The sequence below is a fragment of the Streptomyces sp. SID3212 genome, from assembly GCF_009865405.1.
GTDB lineage: Bacteria > Actinomycetota > Actinomycetes > Streptomycetales > Streptomycetaceae > Streptomyces.
The window spans coordinates 1-18,261 of record NZ_WWJY01000226.1; the positions used below are offsets into that span (position 1 = coordinate 1).

Genomic DNA, 18,261 nt, shown 5'->3' on the forward strand with positions numbered 1-18,261 from the left:
GGGGCGCGCGGACGACGGGGGCGGGCGACGGGCGGGGCGTGCGGGGCGCTCCGCCCGTCCGCCTGTACCGGGCCCGGGCACCCTGAGGCCTGAGGCCTGAGGCCTGAGGATGCCGGCCCGAGGTAGGGAAAACCCCAGGGTGAAGAGGGCTACCGGCCTCATGGTGACGAGCGCGGCGGGCCCGGAGCATGGAGACATGCCCGTACAGACCCCACCCGCACCCCCGCCCGCTCCCGCACCCGCCCCGCTCGCAGATCGGAACCCCGCCATGGCTCTCGACTACGGATCGCCCACCCGGCGCCCCTTCGTCCCGCAGGTGCTGCGCGCGCCGGTCGGGGGCCGGACCTGGCGCGAGTTCGGGTACCTGATGCTCAGCCTGCCGATCAGCCTGGTGTTCTTCTCCTACGCGCTGACCATGTTCGTCGCCGGTGTGGGCCTGCTCGTCACCTTCCTCGGGGTGCCCGTGCTGGCGGCCGGCCTGGCCGGCGGTCGCGCCCTCGGCGCCATGGAGCGGGCGCGGGCCCGGGGGCTGCTGGACATGGACATCCGGGACCCGGAGCCCGTACGGGGTACGAAGCCGGGCCTCATGGGATGGGTCGGCGCGGTCCTCAAGAGCGGGGTGTCGTGGCGGCACCTGGCCTACGGGCTGGTGCACTTCCCGTGGGCGGCGTTCGCCTTCACGGTGGCGCTGGCGTTCTGGTCGACGGCGTGGTCGCTGTTCCTGTACCCGCTGTGGCAGTGGGTGTTCCCCCGCTACCTGGACCAGCCCGGGATCAGCTTCACCGGTGAGATCGACGGCCGGAACTTCTACCTCGACACCCCCTTCGAGATCGGCGCCACCTGTGCGGTGGGCCTGGTGCTCGTGCTGGCCACCCCCTGGCTGATCCGCGGCCTGACGAGCGTGGACCGGCTGCTGGTCGCCGGCCTGCTGGGGCCGTCCAGGATGGCCGCCCGAGTGACGGAGCTGGAGTCGGACCGCGGAGTTGTCGTGGATACGGCGGCGGCCGACCTGCGCCGCATCGAGCGCGACCTCCACGACGGCGCGCAGGCCCGGCTGGTGGCGCTGGCCATGGACCTGGGGCTGGCGAAGGAGAAGCTGGCGGAGGACCCGCAGGCGGCGGCGCGGATGGTGGACGAGGCGCACGGCGAGGTGAAGACCGCCCTCCAGGAGCTGCGTGACCTGGCGCGCGGCATCCACCCGGCGGTGCTGACGGACCGCGGTCTGGACGCGGCGCTCTCGGCCGTCGCGTCGCGCTGCACCGTGCCCGTACGGGTGGAGGTGGACCTGCCCGCCAGGCCCGCGGCGGCGATCGAGGGGATCGCGTACTTCACGGTCTCCGAGCTGCTCCAGAACGTCAGCAAGCACAGCGCGGCCCGTACGGCCTCGGTGGACGTGTGGCGCTCGCGGGACCGGCTGATGCTCCAGGTCGCGGACGACGGCAGGGGCGGTGCGGACGCCTCCGCAGGCAGCGGCCTCGCGGGGCTGGCAGAGCGGCTGGACGCGGTGGACGGGATCCTCGCCGTGGAGTCCCCGGCGGGCGGCCCGACGACGGTGACGGCGGAGCTGCCCTGGCGGGGCTGACCCCACGGGCACATGAGGGCCGATCCCCAGGGTGCGTGACGGATTCGCCCGGGTGCGCGCGGAGCCGTTCGGATACTGGGATGCTGGAGTCGCGGGGGCAGACATCGGCATCAACCGGGGGAGCAACATCGTCGTGGTGGAGGACAGGGTGCGGGTCGTCATCGCCGAGGACTCGGTACTGCTCAGGGAGGGCCTGACGCGGTTGCTCACCGACCGCGGACACGACGTGGTCGCCGGGGTCGGCGACGGCGAGGCGCTGATCAAGACCGTGGGTGACCTGGCGGCCCAGGGGGCCCTGCCGGACGTGGTGGTCGCGGACGTACGGATGCCGCCGACCCACACCGACGAGGGCGTACGGGCGGCCGTACGGCTCCGCAAGGACCACCCCGGCATCGGGGTGCTGGTGCTCTCGCAGTACGTGGAGGAGCAGTACGCCACCGAACTGCTGGCCGGCAGCTCACGCGGCGTGGGCTACCTGCTCAAGGACCGGGTCGCCGAGGTCCGGGAGTTCGTGGACGCGGTGGTACGGGTGGCCAGGGGCGGCACGGCCCTGGACCCGGAGGTGGTGGCCCAGCTGCTCGGCCGCAGCCGGAAGCAGGACGTACTGGCCGGGCTGACCCCCCGGGAGCGCGAGGTCCTCGGCCTGATGGCCGAGGGGCGGACGAACTCCGCGGTCGCCAAGCAGCTGGTCGTCAGCGACGGCGCGGTGGAGAAGCACGTGAGCAACATCTTCCAGAAGCTCGGGCTCTCCCCGAGTGACGGGGATCACCGGCGGGTCCTGGCCGTCCTCACGTACCTCAGGAACTGAGCGCGGGACACCGGGGCAACTGCCCCTGGGACATTGGACCTAGAACCAAAGGACCAGAGCGGCACGCGGCGCGCGAGCCGTGATCGTACGGACAAAATAGTCCATACGCTGACATCGCAGGGTCCGAAAACCACGTCTGTCCTACGATCGGTCCAGGGTAGGTGACCCTTACCGACGTAGGGTGGTCTCCGGGACTGCCGGTCAGCCGGTGGTCGCGAGCCGCCGCCTCGAGGGAGGTCCAGTTCAGTGACCAGCCAGGTCAGTAGCCCAGCCGAGCGTGCCGATGAGGCCGACGACGTCAGTGAAGGCGCCGTGGGGGAACAGGGAGCCGTGTTCCCCGCGCCCGAGGGTGAAGGCACGAAGGAAGTCCGCCGTCTGGACCGGGTGATCATCCGCTTCGCGGGTGACTCGGGCGACGGCATGCAGCTGACGGGTGACCGCTTCACGTCGGAGACGGCGTCGTTCGGGAACGACCTGTCGACGCTGCCGAACTTCCCCGCCGAGATCCGGGCACCCGCCGGGACCCTGCCGGGTGTCTCGTCCTTCCAGCTGCACTTCGCCGACCACGACATCCTGACCCCGGGCGACGCCCCGAACGTGCTGGTCGCGATGAACCCGGCCGCCCTCAAGGCGAACATCGGCGACGTCCCGCGCGGCGCCGAAGTCATCGTGAACACAGACGAGTTCACCAAGCGCCCGATGGCCAAGGTCGGCTACGCGGTCTCCCCGCTGGAGGACGGGTCCCTGGACGGGTACCAGGTCCACCCGGTGCCGCTGACCACCCTCACGATCGAGGCGCTCAAGGACTTCGGGCTCTCCCGCAAGGAGGCCGAGCGCTCGAAGAACATGTTCGCGCTCGGGCTGCTGTCGTGGATGTACCACCGGCCGACCGAGGGCACCGAGAGATTCCTGCGGGCCAAGTTCGCGAAGAAGCCGCAGATCGCCGAGGCGAACGTGGCCGCCTTCCGGGCGGGCTGGAACTTCGGCGAGACCACCGAGGACTTCGCGGTCAGCTACGAGGTCGCCCCGGCCTCGACCGCGTTCCCGACCGGCACGTACCGCAACATCTCCGGGAACCTGGCCCTGTCCTACGGCCTGATCGCCGCCGCGCACCAGGCGGAGCTGCCGCTCTACCTGGGCTCGTACCCGATCACCCCGGCCTCGGACATCCTGCACGAGCTGTCCCGGCACAAGAACTTCGGTGTACGGACCTTCCAGGCCGAGGACGAGATCGCGGCCGTCGGCGCCGCGCTGGGGGCCGCCTTCGGCGGTTCGCTGGCCGTGACGACCACCTCGGGGCCCGGGGTGGCGCTCAAGTCGGAGACCATCGGCCTCGCGGTCTCCCTGGAGCTGCCGCTGCTCGTGGTGGCCATCCAGCGCGGCGGCCCGTCGACCGGGCTGCCCACCAAGACCGAGCAGGCCGACCTCCTCCAGGCGATGTACGGGCGCAACGGCGAGGCGCCGGTCCCGATCGTCGCGCCGCAGACCCCGGCGGACTGCTTCGACGCGGCCATGGACGCCGCCCGGATCGCCGTCACGTACCGCACGCCCGTCTTCCTGCTCTCCGACGGCTACCTGGCCAACGGCTCCGAGCCGTGGCGGATCCCGGAGATCGAGGAACTGCCCGACCTGCGCGTGGAGTTCGCGTCCGGGCCGAACCACGAACTGGCCGACGGCACCGAGGTGTTCTGGCCGTACAAGCGCGACCCGAAGACGCTCGCCCGCCCCTGGGCGGTGCCCGGCACCCCCGGTCTCGAACACCGCATCGGCGGCATCGAGAAGCAGGACGGCACGGGCAACATCTCGTACGACCCCGCCAACCACGACTTCATGGTCCGTACGCGCCAGGCGAAGATCGACGGCATCGAGGTGCCGGACCTGGTGGTGGACGACCCGGACGGCGCCCGCACGCTGGTGCTGGGCTGGGGGTCCACGTACGGGCCGATCACCGCCGCCGTGCGCCGGCTGCGCAAGGACGGCGAGGCGATCGCGCAGGCCCACCTGCGCCACATCAACCCGTTCCCGCGCAACCTCGGCGAGATCCTGGCGCGGTACGACAAGGTCGTCGTCCCCGAGATGAACCTCGGCCAGCTCGCCGCCCTGCTCCGGGCGAAGTACCTGGTCGACGCCCACTCGTACAACCAGGTCAACGGCATGCCGTTCAAGGCGGAGCAGCTGGCCACGGCTCTCAAGGAGGCCAACAATGTCTGAGGCGGCTCAGGCTCACGCGGTGCCCGGGGCCCAGGCCCAGGCGAACGAGCTGCTGACGCTGGTCCCGCCGGCCCAGGGCAAGCAGTCCATGAAGGACTTCAAGTCGGACCAGGAGGTCCGCTGGTGCCCCGGCTGCGGTGACTACGCGGTCCTGGCCGCGGTCCAGGGCTTCATGCCCGAACTGGGCCTGGCCAAGGAGAACATCGTCTTCGTCTCCGGCATCGGCTGCTCCTCCCGCTTCCCGTACTACATGAACACCTACGGGATGCACTCCATCCACGGCCGCGCCCCGGCCATCGCCACCGGCCTGGCCACCTCGCGGCGCGACCTGTCGGTGTGGGTCGTCACCGGGGACGGCGACGCGCTGTCCATCGGCGGCAACCACCTCATCCACGCGCTGCGGCGGAACGTCAATCTGAAGATCCTGCTGTTCAACAACCGGATCTACGGCCTGACGAAGGGCCAGTACTCCCCCACCTCCGAGGTCGGGAAGATCACGAAGTCGACCCCGATGGGCTCGCTCGACGCGCCCTTCAACCCGGTGTCGCTGGCGCTCGGCGCCGAGGCGTCCTTCGTGGCCCGTACGGTCGACTCCGACCGCAAGCACCTCACCGAGGTGCTGCGCCAGGCCGCCGACCACCCGGGCACCGCGCTGGTGGAGATCTACCAGAACTGCAACATCTTCAACGACGGCGCCTTCGAGGTCCTCAAGGACCGCGACCAGGCGCAGGAGGCCGTGATCCGGCTGGAGCACGGGCAGCCGATCCGCTTCGGCGCGCCGCTGGAGAACGGGCTGGGGTCCAAGGGGGTCGTACGGGACATGGCGTCCGGGGACCTGGAGGTGGTGACCGTCACCGCCGAGAACGAGTCGCGGGTGCTGGTCCACGACGCGCACGCGGCGAGTCCGACGACCGCGTTCGCGCTGTCGCGGCTCGCGGACGCGGACACGCTGCACCACACGCCGATCGGGGTGCTGCGCAGCGCGCGGCGGCCGGTGTACGACACGCTGATGTCGGACCAGCTCGACCAGGCGGTGGAGCGGCAGGGCAAGGGTGACCTGGCGGCGATGCTGGCCGGGGGCGACACCTGGACGGTCGCGGGCTGAGCCCGCTTTTCGAAAGCCTCACCAGGGGCCCGGATCTCTCAGGAGGTCCGGGCCCTTTCGTACGTACGCTCCACCTCTCGTACGTACGCTCTAGGAGGTCCGGGCCTCGTCGTACATCTCCCGCGCCGCCTCCACGTCGCCCAGCCGCCGTTCCGTCCAGCGCGCCAGCCCCCACACCTGCTCGGCGGCCTCGCGCCCCAGATCGGTGAGGCTGTAGTCCACGCGCGGCGGGATCACGGGCTTGGCGTCGCGGTGGACGAAGCCGTCCCGCTCCAGGGTCTGGAGGGTCTGGGCGAGCATCTTCTCGCTGACGCCGCCGACCGCCCGCCGCAGTTCGCTGAAGCGGTACGAGCGCTCCAGCAGGTTGGCGAGGACGAGCACGCCCCAGCGGGAGGTGACGTGCTCCAGCACCAGCCGGGAGCCGCACATGGGCTCGTTGACGTTCGCCCGGGGCGGCCGGGCGTCCAGATCCACTCCGCTTACTGTCATGCCAGTACCTTACTTCAAAGTGAGTACTTTCCCACGGAAAGTACCACCCCTAGGGTGAGTGTGCAGACCACAGCAGAGCGCACACAACCCCCCGAAAGCGAGCAGACCCCCCATGAGCATTGTTGTCACGGGAGCCACCGGCCACCTCGGCCGCCTTGTCATCGAGTCCCTGCTGGCCTCCGGCACGGCGCCCGGCGACATCGCCGCCGTCGTACGCGACAAGGAAAAGGCGGCGGGGCTCGCGGCGCGTGGCGTCGAGCTGCGGGTCGCGGACTACGACCGGCCCGAGACGCTCGCGGACGCGTTCCGGGCCGGCGACCGGGTGCTGCTGGTCTCGGGCAGCGAGGTCGGACGGCGGGTGCCGCAGCACTCCGCCGTGATCGACGCCGCGCGGGCGGCGGGGGTGGAGCGGTTCGCGTACACCAGCATCCTGGGCGGCCCCGACTCCGAACTCCAGCTGGCGGCCGAGCACCAGGTCACCGAGCGGCTGATCCTCGACTCGGGCCTGCCCTACACCCTCCTGCGCAACGGCTTCTACACCGAGGTCTACACCGAGGGCCTCGCGCCGGTCCTGGAGCACGGCAAGGTGGTCCACAGCGCGGGCGACGGCCGGATCGCCTCCGCGAGCCGCGCGGACTTCGCGGCAGCCGCGGCCACCGTTCTCACCGGCGAGGGGCACCTGAACCGGGCGTACGAGCTGAGCGGCGACACCGCCTGGTCCTTCGCGGAGTACGCCGCCGAGCTGTCCCGGCAGACCGGCCGCACGATCACGTACGACAACGTGCCCGCCGAGGTGTACGGCGAGATCCTCACCGGCGCGGGGGTGCCGGCGCCGTTCGTCCCGGTCCTCGTCGACCTCGACGCCGGGATCGGGCGGGGGCAGATCGCGCACGTCACCGGAGAACTGGCCGCGCTCATCGGGCGCCCGACCACGCCGCTCGCGGAGAGCGTGGCCCAGGCGCTGGCGTCCCACCCGGCCTGACGCGTCACGGCCGCGCGCGGGTGTCATGACCGTATGGCGACACGGACATGACACCCACCCCTTCTCGGCGCTACCTTCATCGGGATGTCGCGTGTGGGGTGGGGAGGGGCCGGGCCGGTGAAATCACCGATGAAGTCGCAGGTGAGGTCGGAGTCGACGGCGCAGGGCGAACAGCGGACAGGACTGCTGTACGGGTTCGGCGCGTACGGGATGTGGGGGCTGGTCCCGCTCTTCTGGCCACTGCTCAAGCCGTCCGCGGCGCTGGAGATCCTCGCCCACCGGATGGTGTGGTCCCTGCTGTTCGTCGCGGTCGCGCTGGTGGCGCTGCGCCGCTGGGCCTGGATCGGGGATCTCGTACGGCAGCCGAAGAAGCTGGCGCTCGTCGCGGTCGCGGCGATCGTGATCAGCGTCAACTGGGGCCTCTACATCTGGTCCGTCAACTCCGGCCATGTGGTGGAGGCGTCGCTCGGCTACTTCATCAACCCGCTGGTGACGATCGCGATCGGCGTGCTGCTGCTCAAGGAGCGGCTGCGGCCCGCGCAGTGGGCGGCGGTGGGCATCGGGGTGCTGGCGGTGCTGGTGCTGACGATCGGGTACGGACAGCCGCCGTGGATCTCGTTGACGCTGGCGTTCTCGTTCGCCACCTACGGCCTGGTCAAGAAGAAGGTCAACCTGGGCGGCCTGGAGTCGCTGGCGGCGGAGACCGTGATCCTCTTCCTGCCCGCGCTGGGGTATCTGGTGTGGCTCCAGGCCCGGGGTACCGCGACCTTCGGCGCCGAGGGGGCGGGGAACGCGCTGCTGCTGGCGTCGACGGGCCTGGTCACCGCGGTGCCGCTGGTGTGCTTCGGGGCGGCGGCGATACGGGTGCCGCTGTCGACGCTGGGGCTGTTGCAGTATCTCGCGCCGCTCTTCCAGTTCGCCCTGGGTGTCGCGTACTTCCACGAGGAGATGCCGGCGGAACGGTGGGCCGGCTTCTCGCTGGTCTGGCTGGCGCTGACGATCCTGACGTGGGAGGCGCTGCGGACGGGGCGCAGGGCGCGGGCGGAGAAGGCGCGGCTGACGGAGGCGGTACGGGTGGCGGAGGCGGTACGGGTGGCGGGGGCGGAGCGGTCGGCTGAGGCCGAGCGGGAGCGGTCGGCTGAGGCCGAGCGGCCGGCGGGGGCGGGTCCGGGGGCCGGTGCGGAGGCTCGTACGCCGTCCACCGCACCGGCCGCGACCCCGGCTCAGGGAGCGATCGACTCCACCCCCTGACGCGCCGGGGACGCGGGGGATGCGGGGGGCGCGGCCGGGCGCCCGCCCCGCAGGCCCGTCGCCGTGATCACGGCCCCCAGCACCACCATCACCACCGGGACGACCAGGGCCGTACGGAACGCGGCCAGCGTGTCCGCCGGGGAGCCGTCGCCGCCGGCCGCGGCGATGCCGTACACCGCCGTCACCGCCGAGATGCCCACCGCCGAGCCGAACTGGGTGGCGGTCGCCAGGAGACCGCCCGCGAGCCCCTGTTCCTCCGGGGCCACCCCGTCCGTCGCGGCGATGGTCAGCGGACCGTACGCCAGCGCGAACGCCGTACCGGTGAGAATCAGGGTCGGGAACATCGCCGCGTACGACCAGTCCAGGCCGACGGGCAGGAACATCCCGTACGACACGGTCGCCAGGACGAACCCGCCGAGGATGACCCGCGTGGTGCCGAACCGGTCGACCAGGCGCGGGGTGAGCGTCGGGGCGAGGACCGCGTCGATACCGATGATCACCAGGGCGAACGCGGTCTCCAGGGCGGACCAGCCGCGCAACTCCTGGAGGTAGAGCGTGAGGACGAACTGGAAGCCGAAGAACGACCCCACGAACAGCAGCGCGCCCAGGTCGGCCCGTACCGTCGCCGCCCGCCGCAGGATGCCCAGGCGCACCAGCGGGGCCTTCGACCGCCGCTCGACGACCGTGAACAGCCACACCAGCAGCAGCCCTGCGGCGAACGCGCCCGCCGTCAGGCCCCAGCCGGACCCGCCGTGCTCCAGCCGGACGATGCCGTACGCGAGCAGCAGCATCGCCCCGGCCGCCGTCGCCGCGCCCGCCGGGTCGAAGCCCCCGGGCCCCCGTACCGGAGGCGTGTCGGCGGCGGAGCGCGGGAGGACCCGTACGGCCGCGAGCAGCAGCGCGCCCGCCAGGATGACCGGCGCGAAGAACACCCAGCGCCAGCCCAGTTGGGTGAGCAGCCCGCCGATGACCAGGCCGAGCGAGAAGCCGCCGGCGGCCGTGCCGGCGAAGACGAGCAGCGCCTTGTTGCGCGGCGGGCCCTCCTCGTACGACGTGGTGATGATCGACATCGCGGCGGGGGTCATGAAGGCGGCGGCCACGCCGGTGACGAAGCGGGCGGTGATGAGCGTCCAGCCCTCGGTGGCGAAGCCGCCCACGCCGGAGAAGAGGAGGAAGACCGTGAGCCAGCCCAGGAACATCCGGCGCCGCCCGAGCAGATCGGCGGCGCGCCCGCCGAGCAGGGTGAAGCCGGCGTAGCCGAGGACGTATCCGCTGACGACCCAGGCGGCCGTGCCGGTGGACAGGCCGAGGTCGGCGCGGATGGAGGGGACGGCCACCGCGAGCATCGCGATGTCGATGCCCTCCAGGAAGATCGTGCCGCAGAGGACCAGGAGGAGAGCCCGGTCCCGGCGGGAGAGGGCCGGGGCGGAGGAAGACATGGCGGACTCCAGGAAGAAGGCAGCACGAGGCCACCGAAGGAGGGGAAAGAAAGGTCGGTTACCGGACCGGGGGTCGGTTCCTTCTTGTAACCACCCCGATCCTGCGGCAGCATGACGAGGCATGGAAGAAGGCACTTCGAAGTCACCGACGCACTGCGCCGGCACCGACCCCTCCTTCGACTACGGCGACGCGGACCCCTTCCAGTGGGACACGCGGGAGGACTGCGAGGTACGGCAGATCCTGGACCGGGTGGGCGACAAGTGGTCGCTGCTGGTCATCGCCCTGCTGGACCTGCGCAGGCTGCGTTTCACGGAGTTGCGCCGGGAGATCGACGGCATCAGCCAGCGCATGCTGACGGTGACACTGCGCCAGCTGGAGCGCGACGGGCTGGTGGAGCGGACGGTGTACGCGGTGGTCCCGCCCCGGGTCGAGTACGAACTGACCCCGCTGGGGCGGACGTTGCACACGACGATCAGCGCGCTGGTCACGTGGACCGAGCAGCATCAGCCGGAGATCGCGGCGGCGAGGGAGGCGTACGACGCGAGGACATCACCCCCAACGCCCGCGGACAGTCCCCCACAACTGATTCGATGACTCCATGACACTGCACTGGAAACTGGTCATCGACGCCGCCGATCCGCACGCCCAGGCGGACTTCTGGGCGGAGGCCCTCGGCTACCTGGTGGAGGACAACAGCCCCCTGATCGAACGGCTGCGCGCGCTGGGCCAGATCTCGGACAAGGACACGGTGGAGTCCCACGGCCACAGCGCCTGGCGCGACCTGGCCGCCGTCCGCCACCCGGACGACCCGTACCAGGAGGACAACGGCCTGGGCCTCGGCCGCCGCATCCTCTTCCAACGCGTCCCGGAGCCGAAGACGCTGAAGAACCGCCTCCACATCGACCTCCACCCGGACCCGGCCGCGGACCGCCCGTCGGAGATCCGCCGCCTGGAGTCCCTGGGCGCCGCGGTCCTCCGCCACGTCAAGGAACCGGGCGGCTCCTGGTCGGTCCTGACGGACCCGGAGGGCAACGAGTTCTGCGTGTCGTGAACGCCCCGACGGGCCGGACCGCGAACGCCGTCCTATCCGGGGCCGTCCCGTCCGACTTCGAGGAGAAGCAGGTCGTACTCCGGGCCGTCGGCGGTGTTGCGGTACGGGCCCGCGTAGGTGTAGCCGAGCCGGTCGTACAGTCCGCGCCCGCGGGGATTGTCCGGCCGGACGAGCAGACTCGACCACTCCGGGTCGATCGCCTTCAGGAGTTCCGCGTGGAGGCGTGAACCGATCCCCCGGGACTGGCGGGACGGCAGGACGGCGAGCTCGCACAGTCCCATGAGCCGGCCGCTCCTGACGGGTCCGGTGATTCTGGGGAGCAGTTCGGGCCCGAACCAGTACGACGGTTCGCAGGGGAACGCGTAGCCGAAGCCGACCGTCGTCCCGTGATGGTGGGCGGTGACCAGGGTGAAGCCCTCGCGCACGGCGTGACCGAGGATCTGGCGCCGCAGCGTGACGGCGGACAGGCCGCTGGTGCCGGTACCGGGGGTGTCGGCACCGGCGGGGCCCGTGAGTTCGGGGTGGGCGTCGGACCAGATGCCGACGAGGGTGTCGAGCAGCGGCTCGACGTGTCCGGAGCCGTACGTGCGGATCTCGACGTCGGTCGGGGTGGTCACGCCCGGTCTCCTTCGGTGGCGGCGACGGTGCTGCGGTACTCCTCGATCCAGTCGGCGATCGCGGGGACGTTCGTGTGCCGCCGGAACGCGCCTGCGATGTCGTGCAGGGACTGGAGCAGCCGGTCGGAGCGTACTTCGGGGAAGTGGGCGAGGACGCGGCCGGCTGCCTCGGCGGCTGCCTCCGGCTCGGGCCGGTCCCTCACGGCCTGGTGGATCGCGATGTCCGCCGTGTACAGGGCCCGGTTCCTGGCGAAGGTCTCGCCGTGCAGGAGTACGGCCTGTTCGGCGCCGCTGACGGCCCGCTCGTGCTGACCGAGGGACGCACGCGCCAGGGATTCGAGACCGGCGAGCTCACCCGGGGTGAAGAACTCCAGCCAGCCGGGGTCGGCGTCCGCCGGGCCCTGGGCGTACAGGCGGTGGGCACGGACGATCGCCTGGTCGGCCGCCGTACGGTCGCCCATCACGGCCCAGCCTCCGGCCTCGCGCAGGTGCATGAGGGACAACAGGCGGGGCGAGCCGCAGGTACGGGCGGCGCTCTGCGCGCCCTGGGCGGCGGCGATCGCCTCACGCGGGCGCCCGCCGGCTTTGGCCAGCAGGGACAGGCAGCCGAAGGCGTGCGCCTCCAGCTCGCGGTCGTCGGCGATCCTGGCGGCGGCGAGCGCCTCCCCGTACAGGCTGTGGGCATCGGCGGGGCGCCCGGAGTCGAAGGACAGCCATCCGGCGGCGATCCCCAGGGCACCGGTGGCGGAGCGGAGCCTCCGCCCGGTCCTCTCGGTGTAACTCCCGCTCCGCAACCACTGATGGGCGATCGACAAGGCCTCGCCCGCGGCGCGGCGCAGGGGGGCGGATCCGTGGTCGTGATCGTGCGCGTAGAGGGTGCTCACGGCGGCGGTGACGGAGCGGACCTCCCCCGCCCCGATCCGGCCCGGCATGTGGCGGCCTGTGCCGAGGGGCAGGGCCAGGACTACGCCGACGCCGTCACGCAGCAGGGCGCGGCGTTCCACCGGATCGTTCTCCCACTCGTGCGGTAAGGAGGGTCCGGCCTGCTGCTCCGCCCGGACCGCCGGCGCAGCCGCGAGAGGCAGACGGAAGCCGAGCTCGGCCGGACCGCGGCCGGTCATCCTGGTGAGGATCCGCCGGTACACCGCGCGCGGACACGCGACATCGCCGTCCTCCCAGGCAGCGATCAGCCGTGCCCCGCAGCCGACTTCTCCTTCGCCCATCTCCTGGCCGGTGGCGACGATCCGTCTGGCGAACTCGTCGCGGCTCATCTGGAGTTCACGTACGCGCACGTGGCGCAGTCGTGTGTTGGGGGGATTGCGGCGTTCAGCCATACGAGGACTCCGGGCATCCACGCGACAACGGGGCGACGACCGTACCGCTCCCACCTCCGTGATGCCCCGTGCGAGGGCCGGGATCACTCCCTGGGGGCTTCTTTCATCGTCCTTGCATCGTCGTGACGTCGCTCCCGCGCGGGGCGGGCTGGTTGTGTGGACCGCGCCGACAACCGGTCCAGGAGGAGTCGTTCATGATGCTCGAAGGCAGCTCGCCGGGCGCCGCCCCTGCCGCGCCCACCATCGAGGAAGTTCTCTCCTTCGCCCAGAACGAAGTCCGTACAGCGGCCGCCGGCCTCTGGCCGACCGCCGCCGTGGAGGTCGTGGCGCACGTGCCGGGCGTGACCGGCTATGTGTGCCGGGTGCGCGTAGGCGGCCGTGATCTGTACGCCAAGTACGCGTATCTCGGGATCTCGTTGGTCTCGCTCTCACGCGGGGCGCGTGGTGGCTGGTCGTGTGTCCGGCGGGCCCAGCGGGCGTACGCCGCCCGGCCCGACGCGCTGCTGGTGCGCGAGGCCGCGCAGCTGCGGTTCCTGGCCGCTCTGGATCGGCCGCGGGTCTGTGCGGTCGCCGGACTGCACCCGTCCGGAGTCCTGTTCACCGAGCCCGTGGCCGGGCCCACCCTCGCGTCCCTCCTGCGGGACCGCCCGCAGGACACGGCCGCTCTGATCGAGAGCACGTGGTCGGAGTTGGACCACCTGCACCGGCCACAGACCGTGAGGACGCTGACGCCGGGTGACGCGATCGCCGAGCGTGGCATCGCCTCCACCTTCCGGCGCAAGTTCGAGGGCGTCGGCGGCAGCTTCTATCTCGACCGGCTCGGTGACGAGCGCTGTTCCGCCTGCGCGGGGTACGCGGTCCTGCCCCGGCCGAGAGACGGTCCGTCCTGGTCCATGGCGACCTCAAGCCCGAGCATGTCTTCTTCCCGCACGGACCCGCGCACCGGCCGGTGTTCATCGACCCCGGATTACGGCGGGCCGCCGGACCGGAGGCCGACGCGGCGAAGCTGATCGGCCGCTGCGTCCTGCTGCTGGCGGCCACCGCGCCCGGTCCTCAGGTGGCGCGGCTCGTCATGGAAGGCGTCGGCGCGTTCGCCGAACAGCGGATGGGCATGCTGACCAGGCAGGATCGCCACTTCTGGGTGAGAGAGGTTCTGGCACTGTGGCTGATGGACACCGTCAACGTCCTGACCACCTGTCTGTCCGCACCGAGCGCCCTGCCGTTGCCCGAGCACGGTGAGGCACTGGCCAGGAGGGCGGCGGCGGTCGCCGCGCTTGCCGACCGGCTCAGCGCTCACCTGGTCGGCGCGACGAACGACATGGTGGCGTGGGAGCGGTCGTTGGCCACGGCGGCCGGCGTCGGCGGGGTGGGCCGGTGAGAACGGTCCGGGTCGGTGTGGTGGGTGCGGGCGCGGTCGGGCAGAGCGTCGCCGCCGCCCTCATCACCTCGGGCATCGCCGACCGTGTACTGGTCGCCTCACGCACGCGGGAACAGGCCGCCGCGCTCGCCGCGGACCTGGACGACATGCGGCAGGCGGCCGGTTCGTCCGTACGGCCACGGCCCTGCGATGTCGCCGAACTGGTCACGTGCGATGCCGTGGTGATCGCGGTGCGCGCGGCATTCACCAACGCCCTCAGCGGTGACGTACGGATGGGTGGGGCGGCCGCCAACGCCCCTGTCATCACCGCCTTGGCCGGGACGCTGAGCGGTTACACCGGCACGGTGCTGGTGGTGACCAATCCCGTCGACCTGATGATCAGGCTCTTCGCCGAGGTCTCCGGCTGCACGCGGGTCTTCGGAATCGGCTCGAACCTCGACACCGCCCGCTACCGGCTCGCCCTGGCGGCGGTCCTGGGCGTGCACCCCCGCTCGGTCCGGGGTCACGTCATCGGCGAACACGGCGACGGGGCGGTGATCTGCGCCTCGGCCACCACCGTCGGCGGCCGGGCGGTCGACGTCCCGCTCGGGCGGATCCACGAGGAACTGCGCTCGCGGCCGGGGCGCATCGCCACCGGCATCGGGCGCACCCGCGCCGGACCGGCGGGTGCCGTCCTGTCCGCCTTGCGCAAGTCCCTGGCCCTCACCGACGGCGTCGAGGAACTGTCCGTACGTCATGGCGACACCTGGCTCGGAAAACGGGTGCGCTTCACCGCGGGTCACCCCATGGCGTTCCTGCCGGACCTCGACGCCCGTGAACAACGGCGCCTCGATGCCACATCCCTGCGCCTGCGCGACGCACATCACGTGCTGCGCACCACTCCTGGCCCCGAAGAGAGGACCGCGTGAACCCCGTCTCAGCCACCCACATCCAGGCCGCCCACGCGACCGTCACCGTCCTGAGCGACAGCGTCGGAGTCACCGACTGGGCCCTGCGCTACTTCGGCCCCTGGTGGAACGCCGCCCGTATCGCGCCGGACTCCGCCGACGCGGGGCCGAGGGTCCTCGCGGACGTCGACGACGCCGCGTACGCCCGGCTGACCGCGCTCGTCCACGACGGCCGTGACCACGAGGACGTCACCTTCGCCAAGGCCCGTACCCGCGTCGCGCGTGACGGCGACGACATCGTCGCGGCTTCCCCGGCGGAGGAACTCGCCTATCGCTCCGACCGCGCCACCGGCCGGATCACCGTCGTCGGCCGCCACGCGGAACCCGTGGCTCTCGCCGCCGCGCGGCTGGCCCGCGAAAGTGTTCGCGGCCAACTCCTGCGCGGGGGCTGGGCGGTCCTCCACTCCTCCGCCGTCGTCCGGCCGGCCGACGGCGCCACCGTGCTCGCCTTCGGCGACAAGGGTTCCGGCAAGACGACCACGGCGCTCCTCCTTGCCTCCCGCGGCTGGTCCCTGCTCGCCAACGACCGCGTCTTCGTCCGGCCCGCGTCCACCGGCATCGAGGTGGTGCCCTGGCCCTCGGCCGCCGCGCTGGGGCTCGGTCTGCTCGACGCTCTGGGGTGGTACGACATCGCGCGCGAGCGGCTCAAGGCCGGAGATCACCTGCACCCCACCCAGCACCAGCAGGTGACCGACGCGCTCCTGGCCGGTCGCAGAGCGCCCCTGTGGGAGGCGGACGGGAGGCGGGAGAGGAAGGTGCAGGTCTTCCCCGACCAGTTCCCGGGCTGGTTCGACGTGCCCCTGGCGACCGGCGGGCGGGTGGCCGCACTGCTCTTCCCCCAGGTCCGGGCCGACGCCGTACCAGGCGTCACCCCAGGAGGCCGGACGCTCGGCGCGCACGACTTCATGAGCGGCAGGACCGAGGACCGCTATCCCGACATCTTCCACCTCGCCCACGGCATCGACGGCGGTGGTCACCCGGACGTCAGGGCCGAGGTGGCCGGCCGTCTCGCGGGGCTCCCCCACCACTCCGTGATCCTCAACCACGACACCGCGGGCAGCGCGGACTTCCTCAGCGAGCTCACAGAGGGCTGACCGAGCCGCGCGCTGACCGCGAGCCCGACGGGCCGAACATCGTTGCTCAGGTCATACCCTGACGGATCGTCACCACGCCGTAGGAGCCGGGGGTGTGACCACCGGGGGGCGGTCGTCGCAGGTGATGGTGTTCGGGAGTTCCCAGGGGGCCAGCCAGGGGCCTGTGGTGCCGCCGCCGTCGTTGCCGCCCAGGTCGGTCAGGGTGAACTCCGAGCCCGCCGGGGTGAAGTTGAACGAGCCGCAGTTGTTGATGCCGACCGCGCCGACGTTGCGGGCGTCCACGTTCTCGAAGGACGCGGAGCCGGCCACGCGGGCGCTGACCACCGAGGTGCCGGTGCCGTCGACCCGGATGTCCTTGAAGCGGACGTTCTTGATGGAGTAGAGGTCCTTCACCGGGAAGTCGCTGACCAGCATGATCGCGTTGTAGGTGTTGTCGAGGTAGTGGTCCCCGGTCACCTGGACGTCCGCGTCGATGTCCTTGTCGAGGGCGTAGAACCAGATGGCGCCCAGGCCGATGTTCCAGTTCAGTTCGTACGTGCCCGCGCGGACCGTGGTGTTGTCGGTGATCCGCAGCTTCCCCGCGAACGCCTCCGCGCCGAAGCGGGAGCCGACGTGGATCGCGCTGCCCTCCCTGACCGGGTCGGCGACGAGGTTGTCAGAGACCGTGAGGTCCGTACCGCCGTAGATCGCGATGCCGTTGGCGAGGACCGGGGACTGGACGGTGTTGTGGGCGAAGGTGTTGTTCGCGTTCGACTTCTTCTCCGACCACATCGCCAGGCCGTCGTCACCCGAGTTGCGGACGAAGTTGTCGGAGACCGTTGAGTTTGTCACGCCGGTGTGGAAGTTGAGGCCGTCGGCTATCTGGTCGACGATCACGTTGTTCGTCACGCGCGTGTTGTCCATCGGGCCGTCGAACCACAGGCCCACCTTGGTGTGGCGGATGTAGAGCCCGTCGATGGTCGAGTCGCTCATCGCGCCGCCGACGCCGTTCACCTGGTCGGTGTCGATGCGCTCGCGCACGTCCCCCTCGATCGCGAAGCCCGACAGGTGGACGTCGCGACTGCCGCCCGCCGACGCGTCCTTGCCGTAGAAGCCGACGCCGGTGTGCACCGAGCCGTCGGGGGCCGGGGTGCCGAGCGCCACCTCGCGGCCCTTGAAGATCGTGTACCAGCTGCCCGCGCCCTCGATCGTCACGTCGTCCACGATGATGTGCCGGTTCACCTGGTACGTGCCCGGCGGGACGTACACCTTGAGGTGCGCGCGCTTGGCGAAGGCGATCGCCCGGTCGAGCGCGGGCGCGGAGTCGCGCCGGCCCGTGGGATCGGCCCCGAACGCCAGGACGTTGGCCGCGTTGAGCCGTACGTGGGGCGCGCCGACGAGCTGCGAGTCGAGCAGGTCGACCACGGTCCACGCGGCCCGGCTCCCGGCGGGGACCGTCAGCCGTACCTTGTCGCCCGCGCGGTACGTCTTCCCGAGCAGCAGCCGCTGCTCGTCGTAGAAGTGGTTCGGGCGGAACGGCTTGCTGATCTCCGGCGCCGGGGTGGTGGCGCTGGGCACGCACGCGCACTCGGTGATCCACCAGTCGGGGTGCAGCAGGTCAGCGCCGGGGTCGTTGGAGAACGGGTACTGGTTGTACAGCCACGCGTACTGCGACGTCAGTGTCAGGGTCGAGCGGTTCTTGCCGTTGACCGTGACGTCGAGCGGCGCGGTGATGCCCCCGCCGCCCGGCGCGTCCGGGATGCTGTAGCGCACGTTGATCGCGTTGGCCGCGCTCGGCAGCGTGAACTCCACGTACTTGCCCGGGGTCAGCCGGACCGCCTGCCGGCCGGAGGCCTCCGCCGGGAGGGTGTAGGCGGTACGGTCCGGGCCGATCACCGTCCCGTTCGTGACCGCGCCCTCCGCCTCCTGCTCGGCGAAGTCCACGTCCGCGCCCCGGCCCGCGACGAGCGACGGCGCGAGGGCGGCGCGGGTC

General features: G+C 71.6%; 17 protein-coding genes. 12 read left to right on the plus strand and 5 right to left on the minus strand.

Features of this window, described 5'->3' with window-relative positions:
• The first annotated feature begins 268 nt into the window (after positions 1-268).
• The 4 genes from GT042_RS06650 (at position 269) to GT042_RS06665 (ending at position 5,706) form a co-directional block, all read left to right on the plus strand.
• Positions 269-1,582 (plus strand): sensor histidine kinase, encoded by a 1,314-nt coding sequence (locus GT042_RS06650; RefSeq protein WP_161307787.1) that lies wholly within the window; start codon positions 269-271, stop codon positions 1,580-1,582.
• 148 nt (positions 1,583-1,730) lie between these two features.
• Positions 1,731-2,390 (plus strand): response regulator transcription factor, encoded by a 660-nt coding sequence (locus tag GT042_RS06655; RefSeq protein WP_161307788.1) that lies wholly within the window; start codon positions 1,731-1,733, stop codon positions 2,388-2,390.
• A gap of 246 nt (positions 2,391-2,636) precedes the next feature.
• Positions 2,637-4,601 (plus strand): 2-oxoacid:acceptor oxidoreductase subunit alpha, encoded by a 1,965-nt coding sequence (locus GT042_RS06660; protein WP_161307773.1) that lies wholly within the window; start codon positions 2,637-2,639, stop codon positions 4,599-4,601.
• Positions 4,594-5,706, plus strand: a complete 1,113-nt coding sequence (locus tag GT042_RS06665; RefSeq protein WP_161307774.1) for a 2-oxoacid:ferredoxin oxidoreductase subunit beta — start codon at positions 4,594-4,596, stop codon at positions 5,704-5,706. Before GT042_RS06660 ends, GT042_RS06665 begins: the two co-directional genes overlap by 8 nt.
• A gap of 90 nt (positions 5,707-5,796) precedes the next feature.
• On the opposite strand, the gene GT042_RS06670 is transcribed toward GT042_RS06665, so the two are convergent.
• Positions 5,797-6,195, minus strand: coding sequence for a helix-turn-helix domain-containing protein (locus tag GT042_RS06670; RefSeq protein WP_161307775.1), 399 nt, complete (start codon positions 6,193-6,195; stop codon positions 5,797-5,799).
• A gap of 112 nt (positions 6,196-6,307) precedes the next feature.
• Between GT042_RS06670 and GT042_RS06675 the strand changes: the two genes are divergently transcribed.
• Both GT042_RS06675 and rarD read left to right on the plus strand, forming a co-directional pair.
• The gene (locus tag GT042_RS06675) at positions 6,308-7,177 is read left to right on the plus strand and encodes an SDR family oxidoreductase (RefSeq protein WP_161307776.1); all 870 of its coding nucleotides are present in this window, start codon (positions 6,308-6,310) and stop codon (positions 7,175-7,177) included.
• A 129-nt stretch (positions 7,178-7,306) separates the two neighbouring features.
• Positions 7,307-8,428 carry an EamA family transporter RarD gene (rarD, locus tag GT042_RS06680; protein WP_161307789.1) on the plus strand — a complete coding sequence of 374 codons (1,122 nt, stop codon included), beginning with the start codon at positions 7,307-7,309 and terminating at the stop codon, positions 8,426-8,428.
• On the opposite strand, the gene GT042_RS06685 is transcribed toward rarD, so the two are convergent.
• Positions 8,401-9,867, minus strand: coding sequence for an MFS transporter (locus GT042_RS06685; RefSeq protein ID WP_161307777.1), 1,467 nt, complete (start codon positions 9,865-9,867; stop codon positions 8,401-8,403). The genes rarD and GT042_RS06685 overlap by 28 nt on opposite strands.
• Positions 9,868-9,988: 121 nt before the next feature.
• Between GT042_RS06685 and GT042_RS06690 the strand changes: the two genes are divergently transcribed.
• Together GT042_RS06690 and GT042_RS06695 are read left to right on the plus strand one after the other, a co-directional pair.
• A complete protein-coding gene (locus GT042_RS06690; protein ID WP_161307778.1) occupies positions 9,989-10,462 on the plus strand; it encodes a helix-turn-helix domain-containing protein in 474 nt (157 codons plus the stop codon).
• A gap of 4 nt (positions 10,463-10,466) precedes the next feature.
• Complete coding sequence (locus GT042_RS06695; RefSeq protein ID WP_161307779.1) at positions 10,467-10,919, plus strand: VOC family protein; 453 nt, start codon at positions 10,467-10,469, stop codon at positions 10,917-10,919.
• Positions 10,920-10,951: 32 nt separating this feature from the next.
• Here the strand turns inward: GT042_RS06695 and GT042_RS06700 are convergent, their stop codons facing one another.
• Both GT042_RS06700 and GT042_RS06705 read right to left on the minus strand, forming a co-directional pair.
• Entirely contained in the window at positions 10,952-11,536 is a 585-nt protein-coding gene (locus GT042_RS06700; protein ID WP_161307780.1) for a GNAT family N-acetyltransferase, read from the minus strand.
• Positions 11,533-12,870: a hypothetical protein gene (locus GT042_RS06705; RefSeq protein ID WP_161307781.1), complete on the minus strand. Its 1,338-nt coding sequence runs from the start codon at positions 12,868-12,870 to the stop codon at positions 11,533-11,535. The genes GT042_RS06700 and GT042_RS06705 overlap by 4 nt, the downstream gene beginning before the upstream one ends.
• 194 nt (positions 12,871-13,064) lie before the next feature.
• Between GT042_RS06705 and GT042_RS06710 the strand changes: the two genes are divergently transcribed.
• The 4 genes from GT042_RS06710 to GT042_RS06725 are packed head-to-tail and all read left to right on the plus strand — an operon-like array spanning position 13,065 to position 16,289.
• On the plus strand, positions 13,065-13,880 hold the full coding sequence (locus GT042_RS06710) for a hypothetical protein (RefSeq protein ID WP_161307782.1): 816 nt from the start codon (positions 13,065-13,067) through the stop codon (positions 13,878-13,880).
• On the plus strand, positions 13,820-14,248 hold the full coding sequence (locus tag GT042_RS06715) for a hypothetical protein (protein WP_161307783.1): 429 nt from the start codon (positions 13,820-13,822) through the stop codon (positions 14,246-14,248). Before GT042_RS06710 ends, GT042_RS06715 begins: the two co-directional genes overlap by 61 nt.
• Positions 14,245-15,156 (plus strand): NAD(P)-binding domain-containing protein, encoded by a 912-nt coding sequence (locus GT042_RS06720; protein WP_161307784.1) that lies wholly within the window; start codon positions 14,245-14,247, stop codon positions 15,154-15,156. The genes GT042_RS06715 and GT042_RS06720 overlap by 4 nt, the downstream gene beginning before the upstream one ends.
• Positions 15,153-16,289 carry a hypothetical protein gene (locus GT042_RS06725; RefSeq protein ID WP_161307785.1) on the plus strand — a complete coding sequence of 379 codons (1,137 nt, stop codon included), beginning with the start codon at positions 15,153-15,155 and terminating at the stop codon, positions 16,287-16,289. Before GT042_RS06720 ends, GT042_RS06725 begins: the two co-directional genes overlap by 4 nt.
• 69 nt (positions 16,290-16,358) lie before the next feature.
• Here the strand turns inward: GT042_RS06725 and GT042_RS06730 are convergent.
• Positions 16,359-18,261 (minus strand): glycosyl hydrolase family 28-related protein (locus tag GT042_RS06730; RefSeq protein WP_161307786.1); only part of this gene is annotated, 1,903 nt, incomplete at its 5' end.

What these genes read in the sequence shown, in the direction of transcription:
- GT042_RS06670 (WP_161307775.1), bottom strand. Translation starts at nt 6,195, where the DNA reads ATGACAGTAAGCGGAGTGGATCTGGACGCCCGGCCGCCCCGGGCGAAC.
- GT042_RS06695 (WP_161307779.1), top strand. Translation starts at nt 10,467, where the DNA reads ATGACACTGCACTGGAAACTGGTCATCGACGCCGCCGATCCGCACGCC.
- GT042_RS06665 (WP_161307774.1), top strand. Translation starts at nt 4,594, where the DNA reads ATGTCTGAGGCGGCTCAGGCTCACGCGGTGCCCGGGGCCCAGGCCCAG.
- GT042_RS06650 (WP_161307787.1), top strand. Translation starts at nt 269, where the DNA reads ATGGCTCTCGACTACGGATCGCCCACCCGGCGCCCCTTCGTCCCGCAG.
- GT042_RS06710 (WP_161307782.1), top strand. Translation starts at nt 13,065, where the DNA reads ATGATGCTCGAAGGCAGCTCGCCGGGCGCCGCCCCTGCCGCGCCCACC.
- GT042_RS06675 (WP_161307776.1), top strand. Translation starts at nt 6,308, where the DNA reads ATGAGCATTGTTGTCACGGGAGCCACCGGCCACCTCGGCCGCCTTGTC.
- GT042_RS06690 (WP_161307778.1), top strand. Translation starts at nt 9,989, where the DNA reads ATGGAAGAAGGCACTTCGAAGTCACCGACGCACTGCGCCGGCACCGAC.
- GT042_RS06685 (WP_161307777.1), bottom strand. Translation starts at nt 9,867, where the DNA reads ATGTCTTCCTCCGCCCCGGCCCTCTCCCGCCGGGACCGGGCTCTCCTC.
- GT042_RS06705 (WP_161307781.1), bottom strand. Translation starts at nt 12,870, where the DNA reads ATGGCTGAACGCCGCAATCCCCCCAACACACGACTGCGCCACGTGCGC.
- rarD (WP_161307789.1), top strand. Translation starts at nt 7,307, where the DNA reads ATGAAGTCGCAGGTGAGGTCGGAGTCGACGGCGCAGGGCGAACAGCGG.